Source organism: Streptomyces sp. NPDC001668, assembly GCF_042893155.1.
GTDB lineage: Bacteria > Actinomycetota > Actinomycetes > Streptomycetales > Streptomycetaceae > Streptomyces.
The window spans coordinates 90,913-107,657 of sequence record NZ_JBIAUQ010000012.1; the positions used below are offsets into that span (position 1 = coordinate 90,913).

Genomic DNA, 16,745 nt, shown 5'->3' on the forward strand with positions numbered 1-16,745 from the left:
CGGGGGTCTTTTATCATTACCTCCACTGTGCCCCGCGCCGCGGCCCCGCGCCCGAACCCCCCCCCCCCCGGCCCCGACCCACCCACCGAACAGAACGCGCTACACACGCCCCCACCGAAGCCGAGCCAGGCCGCCGCAGGCATCCAGGGGCGCGGGGAACTGCGCAAAAACGCCCGCCCCCACCGAACCCGCACCCGAACAAGAACCGCCCAACCGCCGGAGGCTAGTGCGCTGCGGACTCCCAATCCGCCCCCACCCCCACCGACACACCCAACGGCACCCGAAGATCCACCGCGTCCGACATCTCCCGTCGGACGATCTCCTCCGCCGCCTCCCGCTCCCCCGGCGCGACCTCCAGCACGATTTCGTCGTGGACCTGGAGCAGCATCCGCGAGGTGAGGCCCGCGTCCCGCAGCGCGCCGTCCACCTTGAGCATCGCGATCTTGACGATGTCCGCCGCCGTGCCCTGGATCGGCGCGTTGAGAGCCATCCGCTCGGCCGCCTCACGCCGCTGACGGTTGTCGCTGTTGAGGTCGGGCAGATAGCGCCGACGCCCGAAGAGCGTCGCCGTGTACCCCGTGGCCCGCGCCTCGTCGACCGCCCGCCGCAGATAGTCCCGCACCCCGCCGAAGCGCTCGAAGTACGCGTCCATCAACGCACGGGCCTCCCCCGCGTCGATGTTCAGCTGCTGCGAGAGCCCGAACGCGGACAACCCGTACGCCAGCCCGTACGACATCGCCTTGATCTTCCGCCGCATCTCCGCGTCGACCGCCCCGGGCTCGACCGCGAACACCTGCGAGGCGGCGGTCGTGTGCAGGTCCTCGCCGGAGGTGAACGCCTCGATGAGCCCCGCGTCCTCGGACAGGTGGGCCATCACCCGCAGCTCGATCTGGCTGTAGTCCGCGGTCATGAGGGACTCGTAGCCCTCCCCCACCACGAAGCCGCGCCGGATCGCCCGCCCCTCGTCCGTGCGGACCGGGATGTTCTGGAGGTTGGGGTCCGTCGACGACAGACGGCCCGTCGCCGCGACCGTCTGGTTGAACGTCGTGTGGATACGCCCGTCCGCGGCGACCGTCTTGATCAGGCCCTCCACGGTCACCCGCAGCTTGGCCTGCTCACGGTGCCGGAGCATGATCACCGGCAGTTCGTTGTCCGTCTGGGTCGCCAGCCACGCGAGGGCGTCGGCGTCCGTCGTATAGCCGGTCTTCGTCTTCTTCGTCTTCGGCAGACCCAGCTCACCGAAGAGGACTTCCTGGAGCTGCTTGGGCGAGCCGAGGTTGAACTCGTGCCCGGCCGCCGCGTGCGCCTCCTTCACGGCCTGCTGGACCGCGCCGGCGAACATCTGCTCCATGGCCTCCAGGTGGGCCCGGTCGGCCGCGATGCCGTGCCGCTCCATGCGGGCCAGCAGGGCGGAGGTGGGCAGCTCCATGTCCCGCAGCAGGTCCGCGGCCCCGACCTCGGCCAGGCGGCCCTCGAAGGCCGAGCCCAGATCCAGCACGGCCCGCGCCTGGATCATCAGCGCCTCGGCCTCGGCGCCGTCGTCCGTGCCGAAGGCGAGCTGCCCGTCGGCCGCGGCGGCGGGCGCCAGCTCCCGGCCCAGGTACTCCAGGGACAGCGCGTCCAGGTCGAAGGACCGGCGCCCCGGCTTGACGAGGTACGCGGCGAGCGCGGTGTCCATGCCGACTCCGGCGACGGACCAGCCGTGCTCGGCGAAGACCCGCATGGCGCCCTTGGCGTTGTGCAGGATCTTGGGCCGGTCGGCGTCGGCGAGCCAGGTGGTCCAGGCCCGCTCGTCGGCCTCGTCCAGCTCGGACGGGTCGAACCAGGCGGCGGCCCCGCCGGGCGCGGCGAGCGCGACCTCGGCGACCGAGCCGGTGCCCAGAGCCCAGGTGTCGACGGTGGCCAGACCGAGGGCCTGCTGCGCGCCGTGCTCGGCGAGCCAGCCGGCCAGCTCGCCGGTGCCGAGCACCGTGCCGTCCACCGCCACGCCGGGCGCGGCGGCCGGGGCGCCCTCGGCCTCCTCCGCGCCCGGGTCGACGGCCAGCAGCCGCTCCCGCAGGGAGGGGTTCCTGATCTCCAGGGTGTCGAGGATCATCGCGAGCGTCTTGCGGTCGTACGGCAGGCGCTCCAGGTCGGTGACCGTCTTCGGCAGCTCCACCGTGCGCACCATCTCGGTGAGGCGGCGGTTGAGCTTGACGGACTCCAGGTGGTCGCGGAGGTTCTGCCCGGCCTTGCCCTTGACCTCCTCGACGCGCTCGACCAGCTCGGCGAACGAACCGAACTGGTTGATCCACTTCGCGGCGGTCTTCTCCCCGACACCGGGGATGCCGGGGAGGTTGTCGGACGGGTCGCCGCGCAGGGCCGCGAAGTCGGGGTACTGGGCGGGCGTCAGGCCGTACTTCTCGAAGACCTTCTCCGGGGTGAACCGGGTCAGCTCCGAGACGCCCTTGGTCGGGTAGAGCACGGTGGTGTGCTCGGAGACCAGCTGGAAGGAGTCGCGGTCACCGGTGACGATCAGCACTTCGAAGCCCTCGGCCTCGGCCTGTGTGGCGAGTGTGGCGATGACGTCGTCGGCCTCGAAGCCGTCCACCGCGAACCGCGAGACGTGCATCGCGTCGAGGAGCTCACCGATCAGCTCGACCTGGCCCTTGAACTCGTCCGGGGTCTTGGAACGGTTGGCCTTGTACTCCGTGAACTCCTCGGAGCGCCAGGTCTTGCGGGACACGTCGAAGGCCACCGCGAAGTGCGTGGGCGCCTCGTCGCGCAGGGTGTTGGCCAGCATCGACGCGAAGCCGTAGATCGCGTTCGTCGGCTGGCCGGTCGCGGTGGTGAAGTTCTCCGCGGGCAGCGCGAAGAACGCGCGATAGGCCAGCGAGTGCCCGTCCATGAGCATCAGGCGCGGGCGGCTGCCGCCGGGGCTGTTGTCGGTCTTCTTCGCTGCTGTCTCTGCCACGCCCCCGATCCTGCCACGCCCCACTGACAGTCAGACCCGCCCGCCACCGACGGCACGGAAGGGGCCGGCTCTGCCGGCGCTCACCGCAGCCCGGCAAACACCGTTGTCAGCGGCGCGTGCGAGGATCGGAGACGTACCTCACATGCGTGTGCGAAGGAGAGAGTCCGATGGCCACGAAGCCGCCCAAGGGTGATCCGGTTCAGGACGCTCCCCAGGTCACCGAGCCGAAGCACGCGGCGGCGGGACTGCCCGCCATCGGGCACACCCTGCGGATCGCGCAGCAGCAGATGGGCGTGAAGCGCACCGCCCTGACCCTGCTGCGCGTCAACCAGAAGGACGGCTTCGACTGCCCGGGCTGCGCCTGGCCGGAGCCCGAGCACCGGCATTCGGCGGAGTTCTGCGAGAACGGCGCGAAGGCGGTCGCCGAGGAAGCCACCCTGCGCCGCATCACGCCCGAGTTCTTCGCCGCGCACCCCGTCGCCGACCTGGCGAACAGAAGCGGCTACTGGCTGGGCCAGCAGGGGCGGCTCACCCACCCCATGTACGTCCCCGAGGGCGGCACCCACTACGAACCGGTGACCTGGGAGCGCGCCTTCGACATCATCGCCGAGGAGATCGCCGCCCTCGGCTCCCCCGACGAGGCCGTCTTCTACACCTCGGGCCGCACCAGCAACGAGGCCGCGTTCCTCTACCAGCTCTTCGCCCGCGAGCTCGGCACGAACAACCTGCCGGACTGCTCCAACATGTGCCACGAGTCGTCCGGTTCGGCGCTCAGCGAGACCATCGGCATCGGCAAGGGCAGCGTCCTGCTCGACGACCTCTACCAGGCCGACCTGATCATCGTCGCCGGCCAGAACCCGGGCACCAACCACCCCCGCATGCTCTCCGCCCTGGAGAAGGCCAAGGCGAACGGCGCGCGGATCATCAGCGTCAATCCGCTGCCCGAGGCCGGCCTGGAACGCTTCAAGAACCCGCAGACCCCCCAGGGCATGCTCAAGGGCGCCGCGCTCACCGACCTGTTCCTGCAGATCCGCATCGGCGGCGACCAGGCGCTCTTCCGCCTCCTCAACAAGCTGATCCTCCAGACCGAGGGCGCCGTCGACGAGGCCTTCGTCGCCGAACACACCCACGGCTACGAGGAGTTCGCCGAAGCCGCCCGCGCCGCCGACTGGGACGAGACGCTCGCCGCGACCGGTCTCACGCGCGCGGAGATCGAGGAAGCCCTCGCCATGGTGCTCGCCTCCGAGCGGACCATCGTCTGCTGGGCCATGGGCCTCACCCAGCACAAGCACTCCGTGCCGACCATCCGCGAGGTCGTCAACTTCCTCCTGCTGCGCGGCAACATCGGCCGCCCCGGCGCCGGCGTCTGCCCGGTCCGCGGCCACTCCAACGTCCAGGGCGACCGCACCATGGGCATCTTCGAGCGCCCCGCGCCCGCCTTCCTGGACGCCCTGGAGAAGGAGTTCGGCTTCGCCCCGCCGCGCGAGCACGGCTTCGACGTCGTACGCGCCATCCGCGCCCTGCGCGACGGCGAGGCCAAGGTCTTCTTCGCCATGGGCGGCAACTTCGTCTCCGCCTCCCCCGACACCGAGGTCACCGAGGCCGCCATGCGCCGGGCCCGGCTGACCGTGCACGTGTCGACCAAGCTCAACCGCTCGCACGCGGTCACGGGCGCGCGTGCCCTGATCCTGCCCACGCTGGGACGCACCGAGCGCGACCTCCAGGGGAGCGGTGAGCAGTTCGTGACCGTCGAGGACTCCATGGGCATGGTGCACGCCTCCCGGGGCCGTCTGGAGCCCGCGAGCGGACAGCTGCTGTCCGAGCCCGCCATCGTGTGCCGGCTGGCCCGCCGCGTCCTGGGCGAGAACAGCCGCACACCCTGGGAGGAGTTCGAGAAGGACTACGCCACCATCCGCGACCGCATCGCCCGCGTGATCCCCGGCTTCGAGGACTTCAACGCGCGCGTGGCGCGGCCCGGCGGCTTCACCCTGCCGCACGCCCCGCGCGACGAGCGGCGCTTCCCCACCGCCACCGGCAAGGCCAACTTCACGGCCGCGCCCGTCGAGTACCCCGAGCTGCCCGAGGGCCGGCTGCTGCTGCAGACGCTGCGCTCGCACGACCAGTACAACACCACGATCTACGGCCTCGACGACCGCTACCGGGGTATCAAGAACGGCCGCCGGGTCGTCCTGGTCAACCCCGAGGACGCCGACCGGCTCGGGCTCGCCGACGGGTCGTACGTCGACCTGGTCAGCGAGTGGAGGGACGGCGTGGAGCGGCGGGCCCCCGGGTTCCGGGTGGTGCACTACCCGACGGCCCGGGGCTGCGCGGCCGCGTACTACCCCGAGACCAACGTCCTGGTCCCGCTGGACTCCACCGCGGACACCAGCAACACCCCGGCCAGCAAGTCCGTCGTCGTACGTCTGGAACAATCGGCAACCGACTGAGCGTTTGCTCAGCACAGGCAGTCGTAGCGACCAGGACGAACGGAGCCCGGCCCCATGGGTGAGCAGCAGCACGTCACGTTCCCGCAGGAGGTCATCGACGAGTACGCGGCGCTCGGCGTCGACCTCGTCGCCATGTTCTCGGCCGGGTACCTGGGCACCCGCATGGGCGTGCAGATCGTCGAGGCCTCGGCGGAGCGCGTCGTCGGCACCATGCCCGTCGAGGGCAACACCCAGCCGTACGGTCTGCTGCACGGAGGCGCCTCGGCCGTACTCGCCGAGACCCTCGGCTCCGTCGGCTCCATGCTGCACGCCGGCAGCTCCAAGATCGCGGTGGGCGTGGACCTGAACTGCACCCACCACCGCGGGGCCCGCTCGGGCCTGGTCACCGGAGTGGCCACGCCGGTCCACCGGGGGCGGTCCACCGCGACGTACGAGATCGTGATCAGCGACGAGGAGGACCGCCGCGTCTGCACCGCCCGCCTGACCTGCCTCCTGCGAGACGCCCCCGTCCGCTAGGGCCTCCGGCGGACCGGGCCGGCATCGCGGGCACCGGTCCCCCACCCGCTGTGCCGCCGCTCGCCGGCCGACTCCCCCACAACGGTCCGGGACGGCGGCGGGATCGGTACGCGCGGGCGGAGGCGAGCGGGTCCAATCCCCCCGCCGATCCGGACCGCCGGACACCCCCGGGACGCCCCCGACTGGGCACGAACCCCCGGACCGCCCTACCGTTCTCCCATGACCGGTATCGGCCCCGTCGAGCCCGTCGACTCGCCGGAATCCGGGGAGAGTTACGACGTGATCGGCGCCGACGGACCCCGGCTGACGGACCGTTGGAGCGCGCGGTGGCGCGGCATGGCACCGCGCGCCCGCAGGGCCACCCAGGCAGCCGTCGCGACCGCCCTGCTCGCGGCCGGGATCCTCGTCCCGCGCACCCTCACCGAGGACCCTCACCCCGCGCCGGAACCGACCCCCGCACCCTGGCCCGCCAACGTCACCGCCTGGCGCTACCTCGGCTCCGCCGACCTCCCCGAGACCCCCGGCACCCACCCCACCACCGGCCGCTTCCGTTTCGCCGTCGACGTCCACAGCGGGCCCCCCGTCACCCTCCGGGTCACCGGCGCCGCCTTCACCGGCCTCACCGCCCACGCCCTCCCCGCCGCTTTTACCGTGCACGCCGGCACGACACGCCGGGTCACCGTGGAGATATCGGTTTCCGACTGTTCGGGTCTCCCCCTGAATGCCGACCTACCCTTTCTCGACGTAACGCTCCGTAACACGCGCGCAATACAGCATCACAGCTTCATCTTCGGCCGGGCGTACTCGAACGACCTTTTCCGGCTCCTTCGGGGCGCCTGCGCACCGACCAGGGCGCCACAGGCCGGACGGCCAACCGGAAGTGCAGGTTCTCAAAATGCGGACCGGGGGGAAATTCCGCCAAACCGGCTGAGAGCCCCCTTCACGGAAGCCTCCCATCCACCACGTCATAACAAGAAAGTCACAAGCCCGCGCACAGCGATGCCCCTGCCCGCAAACCGGGCTTAGAGTCACGGCCAGTCACCGCTCCATCGGGAGTTCGGTAAAGCGCGGGCACCAGCCGCACCCACGAGGGCGCGCGTGCCTGCGGAAAGGACTGATTGTGCGACGTTCCATGGTGATCCTGACCTCCGTCATGGCGGCGGGGGCTCTCACACTCACCGCCTGCGGCTCCCGAGACGACAAGGGCGGCGACAGTGACAGCGGGGGTGGCACCACCCTCACCATCGGCGTGGACGCCCCGCTCTCCGGCGAGAACTCCACCACCGGTCTCGGCATCCAGTACGGCGCCCAGATCGCCGTCGACGACGCCAACAAGGCCAAGCTCGTCCCCGGCGTGACCTTCAAACTGAAGGCCTACGACGACAAGGCGCAGCCGGCCACCGGCCAGTCCAACGCCACCACCATCACCGGCGACAAGACCGCCGTCGGCGCCGTCGGCCCGCTGAACTCCGGCGTCGCCCAGACGATGCAGCAGGTGTTCGCCTCGGCCAACATGGTCCAGATCTCCCCCTCGAACACCAACCCCGAGCTCACCCAGGGCAAGAACTGGCAGACGGACAAGAAGCGTCCCTACAAGACGTACTTCCGCACCGCCACCACCGACGAGCTCCAGGGCAGCTTCGCCGCCGACTACGCGTACAACGGCCTCAAGAAGAAGAAGGTCTTCGTCGTCGACGACAAGCAGACCTACGGCGCCGGCCTCGCGAAGATCTTCACCGAGCAGTTCAAGAAGCTCGGCGGCACCGTCGTCGGCACCGACCACGTCAACACCGGCGACAAGGACTACGGCTCCCTCGTCACCAAGATCAAGAACGCCAAGGCCGACCTGCTCTACTACGGCGGCCAGTACGACGAGTCCTCGCTGATCACCAAGCAGCTCAAGGGCGCCGGCGTCAAGATCCCGCTGTTCGGCGGCGACGGCATGTTCGCCTCCACCTACATCGAGACCGCGGGCGCGGCCTCCGAGGGCGACCTCGCCACGGCCGTCGGTGTCCCCGCCGACACCCTGCCCGCCGCCAAGACGTTCATCGAGACGTACAAGTCCAAGGGCTACAAGGGTGACTACGGCGCCTACGGCGCGTACTCCTACGACGCCACCACCGCCATCATCAAGGCCGTGAAGGCCGCCGTCGACGCCAACGGCGGCAAGGTCCCCAGCGACATCAACGCCCTGCGCTCCTCCGTCGTCGACGGCGTCCAGAAGTCGGACTTCGAAGGCATCTCCGGCAAGGTCGCCTTCGACCAGTACGGCGACACCACCAACAAGCAGCTCACCGTCTACCAGGTCACCAAGGGTGCCTGGAAGGCCGTGAAGACCGGCACCGCCGACCTCGGCTGATCCAGGCCCCGGCAGCACACAGCACCACCACGGGCCGCGCGGGAGGGGACCCCGACCGCGCGGCCCTTGCCACACCCCACCCCAGCACGCGATACGTGCACACGACCACCAGCGACAATGGAGGCCACGCGGTGAACACCCTGCCGCAGCAGCTGGCCAACGGGCTGCTACTAGGCTCGATGTACGGGCTCATCGCCATCGGCTACACGATGGTGTACGGCATCGTCCAGCTCATCAACTTCGCGCACGGCGAGATCTTCATGACCGGCGCCTTCGGCGCCTTCACGGTCTACTTCTACATCCTGCCCGACGGCACCTCGATGGCCCTCGCAGTGCCCCTGATGCTGATCGGCGGCGGCCTCGTCGCCATCCTCATCGCCGTCGGAGCGGAACGGTTCGCCTACCGGCCCCTGCGCGGAGCCCCACGGCTCGCACCGCTCATCACCGCGATCGGTCTCTCCCTGGCCCTCCAGGAAGTCGTCCGCAACTTCTACCCCCACGCCGACCGCGCCGTCGCCTTCCCCGGCCTCGACGCCACCCACGACATCGGGTCCGTCACCATCAAGGACTCCGACATCTTCCTCGTCGTGGCGGCCATCGTCTGCATGTCCGCGCTCGCCTTCTTCGTGCGCAAGTCCCGCACCGGCCGCGCCATGCAGGCCACCGCCCAGGACCCGGACACCGCACAGCTCATGGGCATCGACACCAACCGCATCATCGTGATCGCCTTCGCCATCGGCGGGTTCTTCGCCGCCGTCGCCGCCGTCGCCTACGGCATGAAATACGGCAGCATCGACTACCGCATGGGCTTCCTGATGGGCCTCAAGGCCTTCACCGCCGCCGTCCTCGGCGGCATCGGCAACATCTACGGCGCCATGCTCGGCGGCCTCGTCCTCGGCGTCGCCGAGACCCTCGCCTCCGCCTACATCGACGACATCCCCGGCATGCACCTCTTCGGCGGCGGCTCCTGGAAGGACGTCTGGGCCTTCTGCCTGCTCATCCTCGTCCTCCTCGTCAGACCACAAGGCCTGCTCGGCGAACGCGTAGCGGACAGGGCGTGATCACCATGACCGACACCACCACCCGCCGCCTGATCCCGCTGCCCCTCGCCGCAGCCCGCGCCCTCCTCCTCGCCGGAGGCATCGCCACCGCCGCCTCCGCCTTCCTCGCCTGGACCTGGACCAGCGAGTTCCCCGGCGACCTCACCATCAGCGGCTACCCCGGCGGCCTCCAGTGGCTGACCCTCATCGCCGGCCTCCTCACCACCCTGTTCGCCCTCGCGGCGTACGACATCCGGTTCCTGCGCGGCCTCATCCCCGCCCGCAACAACGCCCCCCTGGTGCTCACCGCCCTCGGCGGCTTCGGCGTCACCTGGTACACGGTCATCTCGATCGCCGCCGAACTCGGCGGACTCGCCAACCTCGAACCGGGCGGCTGGGTCGCGGCCATCGCCTCCCTCCTCCCGGTCATCGGCGCCCTCGCCCTGCCCGAGCGAAACGTCGCCAACACCGACGCGCTCCTCAAGGCGTACCTCGCCAAGCCCGACAACATCCCCGCCCCCGCGCCCATCAGCCCCTGGCTCGAGCGCGCGATCATCACCCTCGTCACCATCGTCGGCCTGGCCGTCTTCACCTACGGCATCGACACCGAGTACGGCGAACTCTTCGTCGGCTACCTCATCGTCGTCGTCTTCGCCGTCTGGGCCCTGCACACCGCCGGCCTCAACGACCGCTTCTCCCGGATCGTCGCCCGCAACCGCAGCTTCACGCTCGCCATGGGCTTCGCCGCCGCGATCGCGTTCCCCTTCACCCAGACCAACGACCACTACGCCAACATCGGCGTCAACATCCTGATCTTCGGGACCGTCGCCCTGGGCCTCAACATCGTCGTCGGCCTCGCGGGCCTCCTCGACCTCGGATACGTCGCCTTCCTCGGCGTCGGCGCCTACACCGCCGCCCTCGTCTCCGGCTCCGAGTTCTCCCGCTTCTCCGGCGTCCACTTCCCCTTCTGGGCCGCCGCCCTCACCGGCGCCGCCGCCTCGCTCGTCTTCGGTGTCCTCATCGGCGCCCCCACCCTGCGACTGCGCGGCGACTACCTCGCCATCGTCACCCTCGGCTTCGGAGAGATCTTCCGCATCGCCGTCAACAACATGGACGGCGACTCCGGCCCCGACCTCACCAACGGCCCCAACGGCATCCCGGCCATCCCCGACCTCAACCTCCTCGGGTTCAACCTCGGCGAAGCCCACGACATCGCCGGCTTCACCCTCGGCCGCTTCGCCAACTACTACCTGCTCATGGTGCTGATCATGGCCCTCGTGGTCCTGGTCTACACCCGCGCCGCCGACTCCCGCATCGGCCGCTCCTGGATCGCCATCCGCGAGGACGAGACCGCCGCCACCGCCATGGGCATCAACGGCTTCCGCGTCAAGCTCATCGCCTTCGCCCTCGGCGCCACCCTCGCCGGCCTCGCCGGCACCGTCAGCGCCCACGTCACCTACAGCGTCGTCCCGACGCCGTACCAGTTCGCGGGCTCCACACCCCCCAACTCGGCCTTCCTCCTGGCCGCGGTCGTCCTCGGCGGCATGGGCACGGTCGCAGGCCCCCTCCTCGGCGCCGCACTCCTCTACCTGCTGCCCGAGAAGCTGGTCTTCCTCCAGGACAAGTCGCTGCTGGCCTTCGGCATCGCCCTCATCCTGCTGATGCGCTTCCGCCCCGAAGGCATCATCGCCAACCGCCGCCGCCAACTCGAATTCCACGAGACCGGCCAACTCGACGTACCAGAGACCACGACGCTGTCCGGCGAACCGGCCGCCGTCACCAAGGCGGGGGCGTGAGCACCATGACGACACCTGTACTCGAAGCCCGCAACGTCACCATGCGCTTCGGCGGCCTCACCGCCGTCCGCTCGGTCGACTTCACCGTCAACGCAGGCGAGATCGTCGGCCTCATCGGCCCCAACGGCGCCGGCAAGACCACCTTCTTCAACTGCCTCACCGGCCTCTACGTCCCCACCGAAGGCACGGTCTCCTACCAGGGCACCGTCCTGCCCCCCAAGCCCCACCTGGTGACCAAGGCCGGCATCGCCCGCACCTTCCAGAACATCCGCCTCTTCGCCAACATGACGGTCCTCGAGAACGTCCTCGTAGGCCGCCACACCCGCACCAAGGAAGGCCTCTGGTCGGCCCTCCTGCGCGGCCCCGGCTTCAAGAAGGCGGAGAAGGCCAGCGAAGAGCGCGCCATGGAACTCCTGGAGTTCATCGGCCTGGAGGGCAAGCGCGACCACCTGGCCCGCAACCTCCCCTACGGCGAACAGCGCAAGCTGGAAATCGCGCGAGCCCTGGCCTCCGAGCCCGGCCTGCTCCTGCTCGACGAGCCCACCGCCGGCATGAACCCCCAGGAGACCCGGGCCACCGAGGAACTCGTCTTCGCCATCCGCGACAAGGGCATCGCCGTCCTCCTCATCGAGCACGACATGCGCTTCGTCTTCAACCTCTCCGACCGCGTCGCCGTCCTCGTCCAGGGCGAAAAACTCGTCGAAGGCACCTCCGACGTCGTCCAGGCCGACGAACGCGTCATCGCCGCCTACCTCGGCGAACCCTTCGAAGGCGACCCCGGCGCGGCCGAAGCGGGCACCACCAGCACCAAGGGAGAAGGCCAGTGACCGCACTCCTCGAAGTCGAGGACCTCCGGGTCTCCTACGGCAAGATCGAAGCCGTCAAAGGCATCTCCTTCAGCGTCGAAGCAGGCCAGGTCGTCACCCTCATCGGCACCAACGGCGCCGGCAAGACGACCACCCTCAGGACCCTCTCCGGTCTCCTGAAGCCCACGTCCGGCAAGATCCTCTTCGACGGGAAGCCCCTCAGCGGCGTACCCGCCCACAAGATCGTCTCCTTCGGGCTCGCCCACTCCCCCGAAGGCCGGCACATCTTCCCCCGCCTGACCATCTTCGAGAACCTCCAGCTCGGAGCGTTCCTGCGGAAGGACAAGGAAGGGATCGAGAAGGACATACAGCGCGCCTACGAGCTCTTCCCGATCCTGGGAGAACGCCGCAACCAGGCGGCGGGCACCCTGTCCGGCGGTGAGCAGCAGATGCTGGCCATGGGCCGCGCGCTCATGTCCCAGCCGAAGCTCCTGATGCTGGACGAGCCCTCCATGGGCCTGTCCCCCATCATGATGCAGAAGATCATGGCGACCATCGTCGAGCTGAAGTCCCAGGGCACGACGATCCTGCTGGTCGAGCAGAACGCCCAGGCGGCGCTCTCCCTCGCCGACCAGGGCCACGTCATGGAGGTCGGCAACATCGTCCTGTCCGGCACCGGCCAGGACCTGCTGCACGACGAGTCCGTCCGCAAGGCGTACCTCGGCGAGGACTGATCTCCAGCGATCTCCGGCTGTACGACGAGGCCCGCGCCCCCTGCTGGGGACGCGGGCCTCGTTTTTGCTGCCGCCAGGCCGGTTCAGCCCTTGTTGGCCTTCTTCTCGTCGGCGTCCTGAATGACCGCCTCAGCAACCTGCTGCATCGACATACGGCGGTCCATCGACGTCTTCTGGATCCACCGGAACGCGGCGGGCTCCGTCAGCCCGTACGACGTCTGCAGGATCGACTTCGCCCGGTCGACGAGCTTGCGCGTCTCCAGCCGCTGGGTGAGATCCGCGACCTCGTTCTCCAGCTCCTTCAGCTCGGTGAACCGGGACACGGCCATCTCGATCGCCGGCACGACATCGCTCTTGCTGAAGGGCTTGACGAGGTACGCCATGGCACCGGCGTCCCTGGCCCGCTCGACGAGGTCGCGCTGCGAGAAGGCGGTGAGCATGAGGACGGGGGCGATGCGCTCCTCGGCGATCTTCTCGGCCGCGGAGATGCCGTCCAGCTTGGGCATCTTCACGTCGAGGATGACGAGGTCGGGCTTGTGCTCACGGGCGAGTTCGACGGCCTGCTCACCGTCACCGGCCTCGCCTACGACGCTGTAGCCCTCTTCCTCCAGCATCTCTTTGAGGTCGAGCCGGATCAGGGCCTCGTCCTCGGCGATGACGACACGGGTCGTCAGCGGAGGCACGTGCGACTTGTCGTCGTCGGGCGCGTCTACGGGCTGGGGCGACTCGGGGGCGGTCACGGGGGCTCCTCGTTCAGGGCAGGGGTACTGCTGACAAGAGCGTACCTAGCTGCGGTAAGGTGGGTGCGCGCAGGGTCACAGGAAACCTTTGATTCAGCGGGCCCCGGTAGCCCAATTGGCAGCAGGCAACGGATTCAAAACCCGTACAGTGTCGGTTCGAGTCCGACCCGGGGCACTTTTCCTTCAATTCGAAGGTCGCCATTTAAAGCGGATGTCCACGTTCTCGTGAACATCCGCTTTTTGCTGCGTGTCTTCGCGATCACTCACACAGAGTGGTCACATGTACGACGTCAGCACACGCAAGCGAGCCCTCGCGCTGGTCGCACAGGGGCGCAGCCTCAACTCGGTCAGTCGGCAAACCGGGATCTCACGAGCCGCGATCCGCTCGTGGCTGCAACGCCTGGAGCCGTTACCGCGCATGACATCCCCCGACCCCGGACCGCCCGCCGACAACCAGGCCTACGCCTACCTCCTGGGCCTCTGCTTGGGCGACGGCTGCATCAGCGCGCACCCGCGTGGCGGCGGCTACTACCTCCGTATCGCGTGCGCCGACGCCTGGCCCGGCCTCATCCAGGAGTGCCGCGAAGCGATCACCAAAGTGCGCCCGGGCGTCGGCGTCCACGCCCTACAAAAAGAGGGCTACAAGATGGTGACCAGCTACTCCCGGCACTGGCCCAGCCTCTTCCCCCAGCACGGCCCCGGCAAGAAGCACGAGCGCACCATCGCCCTGGATCCCTGGCAGCAGGACATCGTCCACGCCCACCCTTGGGAGTTCATCCGGGGCCTCATCCACTCCGACGGTTGCCGCATCACCAACTGGACGACCCGCCTCGTAGCCGGTGAGCGGAAGCGCTACGAATACCCCCGCTACTTTTTCACCAACCTGTCGGGGGACATCATCCGGCTCTTCACGGACACCCTTGACTGCGTCGGCGTCGACTGGAGACAAGCGAACCGCCACAACATCTCGATCGCCCGCAAAGCCTCGGTAGCCCTGATGGACACCCACGTAGGCCCCAAGCACTGACCACCCCTACTTCGGGCTGTCGTCCTCGCCCACGTGATGCACCCGGACCAGGTTCGTCGAGCCGGAGACGCCGGGCGGGGAGCCGGCCGTGATCACGACCACGTCGCCCTTCTCGCAGCGGCCGTACCGCAGCAGCGCCTCGTCCACCTGGTCCACCATCGCGTCCGTGGAGTCGACCTGCGGGCCGAGGAAGGTCTCCACGCCCCAGGTCAGACTGAGCTGGGAGCGAGTCGCCGGTTCCGGGGTGAAGGCGAGCAGCGGGATGGGTGAGCGGTACCGCGACAGCCGGCGAACCGTGTCGCCCGACTGGGTGAAGGCCACCAGGAACTTCGCGCCGAGGAAGTCGCCCATCTCCGCCGCCGCCCGGGCGACCGCCCCTCCCTGGGTGCGCGGTTTGTTCCGTTCCGTCAGCGGGGGCAGCCCCTTCGCCAGGATGTCCTCCTCCGCCGCCTCCACGATCTTCGCCATCGTCCGGACGGTCTCGACGGCGTACTTGCCCACGCTCGTCTCGCCGGACAGCATCACCGCGTCCGTGCCGTCGATGACCGCGTTGGCGACGTCCGAGGCCTCGGCCCTCGTGGGCCGGGAGTTCTCGATCATGGAGTCCAGCATCTGCGTCGCGACGATCACCGGCTTGGCGTTCCGCTTGGCCAGTTTGATGGCGCGCTTCTGGACGATCGGCACCTGTTCGAGGGGCATCTCCACGCCCAGGTCACCGCGCGCGACCATGATCCCGTCGAAGGCGGCCACGATGTCGTCGATCGCGTCGACCGCCTGCGGTTTCTCCACCTTGGCGATGACGGGGAGCCGGCGGCCGGCCGAGTCCATGATCCGGTGGACGTCCTCGATGTCCCGCCCGCTGCGGACGAAGGACAGCGCGATCACGTCGAAGCCCATGCGCAGGGCCCAGCGGAGGTCCTCTTCGTCCTTCTCCGACAGTGCCGGCACCGATACCGCCACGCCCGGCAGGTTCAGTCCCTTGTGGTCCGACACCATGCCGCCTTCGACCACCCTGGTGTGGACGCGGGGGCCGTCGACCGACGTGACTTCGAGACAGACCTTGCCGTCGTCGACGAGGATGCGCTCACCCACGGTGACATCCTCGGCGAGGCCGTCGTACGTCGTCCCGCAGGACCGCTGGTCGCCTTCCGCGCCCTCTTCCACGGTGATCGTGAAGGTGTCGCCGCGTTCAAGGAGTACGGGGCCTTCGGTGAAGTGGCCGAGGCGGATCTTCGGGCCCTGAAGGTCGGCGAGGAGGCCGACGCTGCGGCCGGTCTCGTCGGAGGCCTTGCGGACGTGGTGGTACCGCTCCTCGTGCTCGGCGTAGCTGCCGTGGCTGAGGTTGAAGCGGGCTACGTCCATTCCGGCGTCGACCAGGGCTTTGATCTGGTCGTAGGAGTGGGTGGCGGGGCCCAGGGTGCAGACGATCTTTGCTCGGCGCATGTTTCCGACCCTAGACCTTACCGACGGGTAGGGAATTGGGTGGGCATGACGACTCAACAACCTTTGAGTGAAAGGCTGTTGACAAGGGTTGAAGTGTGCGCCACCCCGCTCCGATGAGCATTTCGGATGCAAATATCAGCGACGGTTCACAGCCTGGGTGGTGCCATCGTGAAGCGTGCGTTGACCTGGGCGTGGACGTGCTGGCGTTGGGGTTCGAGGTCGAGGGGGGCGGTCCCGGTGTCGGCGGCCTGGGCTTCGTAGGCCATGGAGCGGGCGCGGCTGGCCTTGCCGACGAAGCGGGGTTCGGGGTCCTCGGCGCCGATGTCCGCCAGTTCGACCAGAGAGGCGAGCGAGGTGCCCAGGGCCTCCGCGTACTCCTTCGCCCGCTGGACCGCTTCTCGTACGGCCTGCTGACGGGCTTCCCGGTGGGCGGGCGAGTCGCGGCGCAGGGCCCACCACGGTCCGTCGACCGTCGTCAGTTCCTGGTCGGCCAGTCGGGTCGTCAGTTCCCCCAGTGCCCTGAAGTCGGTCAGCTCCGCGGTGATGTGGACGCGGCCGTGGTAGGCGTGGACGCGTTCGCCGCGGCCGTGTTCCTTGAGTTCGGGTGTGACGGAGAAGGAGCCGGTTTCGAGGCGTTCGACGGCGTCTCCGTAGGACTTGAGCAGGTCCAGGACGCTTGTGTTGCGGCGGGTGAGGTCGTCGAGGGCGGTGCGGCGGTCCTTGCCGCGGGCGGCGACGGTGACGCCGATGCGGGCGATCTCGGGGTCGACTTCGAGGTGGGCTTCACCGCGGACGGCGATGCGGGGCGCGTCGGGGGTGCCGTAGGGAACGGAGTCGGTGGCCATAACGCCCCACTGTGTCAGTTTTCACGGGTGGGGTCACCA

The 16,745-nt window shown here is 69.2% G+C and carries 13 protein-coding genes and 1 tRNA gene; 10 read left to right on the plus strand and 4 right to left on the minus strand.

Annotated elements, in window-relative coordinates; genetic code table 11:
* Window positions 1-223: 223 nt before the first annotated feature.
* The gene (gene polA, locus ACFYZ8_RS30835; protein ID WP_388541785.1) at window positions 224-2,953 is read right to left on the minus strand and encodes a DNA polymerase I; all 2,730 of its coding nucleotides are present in this window, start codon (window positions 2,951-2,953) and stop codon (window positions 224-226) included.
* A gap of 167 nt (window positions 2,954-3,120) precedes the next feature.
* Here polA and ACFYZ8_RS30840 point away from each other — a divergent pair, with 167 nt between their 5' ends.
* From ACFYZ8_RS30840 to ACFYZ8_RS30875, 8 genes are all read left to right on the plus strand, one after another.
* Complete coding sequence (locus ACFYZ8_RS30840) at window positions 3,121-5,400, plus strand: FdhF/YdeP family oxidoreductase (protein ID WP_388541782.1); 2,280 nt, start codon at window positions 3,121-3,123, stop codon at window positions 5,398-5,400.
* 54 nt (window positions 5,401-5,454) lie between these two features.
* Window positions 5,455-5,916 (plus strand): hotdog fold thioesterase, encoded by a 462-nt coding sequence (locus ACFYZ8_RS30845; protein WP_359029542.1) that lies wholly within the window; start codon window positions 5,455-5,457, stop codon window positions 5,914-5,916.
* A 219-nt stretch (window positions 5,917-6,135) separates the two neighbouring features.
* Window positions 6,136-6,942, plus strand: a complete 807-nt coding sequence (locus ACFYZ8_RS30850; RefSeq protein ID WP_359029541.1) for a hypothetical protein — start codon at window positions 6,136-6,138, stop codon at window positions 6,940-6,942.
* A 106-nt stretch (window positions 6,943-7,048) separates the two neighbouring features.
* Window positions 7,049-8,275 carry a branched-chain amino acid ABC transporter substrate-binding protein gene (locus ACFYZ8_RS30855; RefSeq protein WP_388541791.1) on the plus strand — a complete coding sequence of 409 codons (1,227 nt, stop codon included), beginning with the start codon at window positions 7,049-7,051 and terminating at the stop codon, window positions 8,273-8,275.
* A gap of 131 nt (window positions 8,276-8,406) precedes the next feature.
* Window positions 8,407-9,336, plus strand: a complete 930-nt coding sequence (locus tag ACFYZ8_RS30860; protein WP_359029540.1) for a branched-chain amino acid ABC transporter permease — start codon at window positions 8,407-8,409, stop codon at window positions 9,334-9,336.
* Between the two features lie 5 nt (window positions 9,337-9,341).
* Complete coding sequence (locus ACFYZ8_RS30865) at window positions 9,342-11,111, plus strand: branched-chain amino acid ABC transporter permease (RefSeq protein ID WP_359029539.1); 1,770 nt, start codon at window positions 9,342-9,344, stop codon at window positions 11,109-11,111.
* A gap of 5 nt (window positions 11,112-11,116) precedes the next feature.
* The gene (locus tag ACFYZ8_RS30870) at window positions 11,117-11,938 is read left to right on the plus strand and encodes an ABC transporter ATP-binding protein (RefSeq protein WP_388541788.1); all 822 of its coding nucleotides are present in this window, start codon (window positions 11,117-11,119) and stop codon (window positions 11,936-11,938) included.
* A complete protein-coding gene (locus ACFYZ8_RS30875; protein WP_031041935.1) occupies window positions 11,935-12,651 on the plus strand; it encodes an ABC transporter ATP-binding protein in 717 nt (238 codons plus the stop codon). Before ACFYZ8_RS30870 ends, ACFYZ8_RS30875 begins: the two co-directional genes overlap by 4 nt.
* A gap of 83 nt (window positions 12,652-12,734) precedes the next feature.
* Here the strand turns inward: ACFYZ8_RS30875 and ACFYZ8_RS30880 are convergent, their stop codons facing one another.
* Complete coding sequence (locus ACFYZ8_RS30880) at window positions 12,735-13,391, minus strand: response regulator (RefSeq protein ID WP_359029538.1); 657 nt, start codon at window positions 13,389-13,391, stop codon at window positions 12,735-12,737.
* A gap of 100 nt (window positions 13,392-13,491) precedes the next feature.
* On the opposite strand from ACFYZ8_RS30880, the gene ACFYZ8_RS30885 reads away from it, so the two are divergent.
* Together ACFYZ8_RS30885 and ACFYZ8_RS30890 are read left to right on the plus strand one after the other, a co-directional pair.
* Window positions 13,492-13,566 (plus strand) — tRNA-Leu (locus tag ACFYZ8_RS30885).
* 105 nt (window positions 13,567-13,671) lie between these two features.
* Entirely contained in the window at window positions 13,672-14,418 is a 747-nt protein-coding gene (locus ACFYZ8_RS30890; protein WP_388541775.1) for a helix-turn-helix domain-containing protein, read from the plus strand.
* A 6-nt stretch (window positions 14,419-14,424) separates the two neighbouring features.
* Here ACFYZ8_RS30890 and pyk read toward each other — a convergent pair whose 3' ends face one another.
* Both pyk and ACFYZ8_RS30900 read right to left on the minus strand, forming a co-directional pair.
* Entirely contained in the window at window positions 14,425-15,861 is a 1,437-nt protein-coding gene (pyk, locus tag ACFYZ8_RS30895; protein ID WP_388541772.1) for a pyruvate kinase, read from the minus strand.
* 146 nt (window positions 15,862-16,007) lie between these two features.
* On the minus strand, window positions 16,008-16,706 hold the full coding sequence (locus tag ACFYZ8_RS30900; protein ID WP_388541769.1) for an SIMPL domain-containing protein: 699 nt from the start codon (window positions 16,704-16,706) through the stop codon (window positions 16,008-16,010).
* Window positions 16,707-16,745: the final 39 nt, after the last annotated feature.